We start from the raw sequence: 1,322 nt of genomic DNA, 5'->3' as shown, positions 1-1,322 counted from the left end.
CCAGACGGAGCGCTTGGTTGATTCTGAGCGCTGGGCCGATGGGGTCAATCAGGCAAGTACGCTTTCTCGTGTCAGGCTTCTCCCCGAGGCGACGGGGCAGTGCTCTTTTCTGCCTAACGCCTAAGTTAAGCCGCGCCGCAGCGGGGTGTGAAGCACATGGCAAGCTGTACCTGCCATGTGGTTTGCGCCCCGATGCGGTGTCGGCTTGAACGCATTGTTAGGCACCAATCCGACGCACTGTAGGCGCCTCTTCTGATGCCACGTCAATGATGTGGTCAAGACAAACAATCTCGTAGTGCTTGAACGGACCCGGGTACTCCGACGTTGCAAAGGTGCCGTTGGCGACAAAGTCGAGGAACTTTGATCGTGAGTAGACCCTGAAGGAAGAACCAACCCAATCCTCCTCTTTGTCCCACGAACAATAGGACTCGTCTCGAATGGCGTAGCTAATGTAGCAAGACCAGATAAGCTCAAAGTGCTTGGATTCGGCGGTAACGTCGATGGATCTGACACCGGGCAACGGCACGCCCGCGATGTCCCAAGTCTCCTCATGCACCGAAACGCGTCCCTCTGAGATGAGCAGGCGAAGAGAATTGGTCTCTGGCTCGGAGATCTCCGCCAAGAATAGGTTCTTGCAAGAGTTAATTTCTTCAATCATCGACGGTGCTGCCATTGGTGCCTAACACCAGAATTAAGCCGCGCCGCAAAGCGGCGTCGGCTTGAATGAATTGTTAGGGGCGTGCCGACAAGACCACATGACTCGGCCGCTCCCGGCCCGGCAGCAATAGCGAATCAAGATAGTGGGGATCATGCCATGCATCCCATGGCACTAGGCCTTGGTATGCAGCCAAGAATTCTTGGACTATCCCAGACCCCGTGACTCTGACACCGACCCAATGCGAGGCCCGATGAATCTCATAAGGACGCTCCTCCGGCTCCAAGAACACGGGCCCCTGACTCTTAACGGGCCATGCGCCACTTTTTAGCAAGTCAGGAGTAACCAACAGAGCAGCGATCGGCTCCATGGCACCGCTAAGGCCGCTTGGGCTGGCAGTAGCTGCAAAGAAGACGCATCCCACTGAGTTGAGCGCATCTGGCTCCAAGCTAAGAACCTGACCAATGCCCATTGAGTCGCCCGGGAGTGGAACCCCAAAGATGTCACCGGGATTGAACTTCTGAGCCATCTGATGAGCGCCTAACACCTTATGTCTTGAGTTTCCCCTACCGTAGGCGCCGAGAGCCCGACGTGCGCGCCCGATAACGCCTCGGTGTCAGACCACCGTAATTCAGCAGGGGCCGCACGCCGGATCTCGCGCCCTGCG

Annotated in this window: 1 protein-coding gene; it reads right to left on the bottom strand. The window is 57.0% G+C overall.

All coding sequences use genetic code 11. From position 1 onward, the window contains the following. Positions 1-217: 217 nt before the first annotated feature. Positions 218-658, bottom strand: a complete 441-nt coding sequence (locus ACW5DW_RS17060) for a hypothetical protein (RefSeq protein ID WP_457020497.1) — start codon at positions 656-658, stop codon at positions 218-220. Positions 659-1,322: the final 664 nt, after the last annotated feature.

Source organism: Luteimonas sp. A482 (assembly GCF_054072655.1).
The sequence above is the reverse complement of the archived record's forward strand: the minus strand, read 5'-3'. Positions and strand labels throughout refer to the sequence as shown.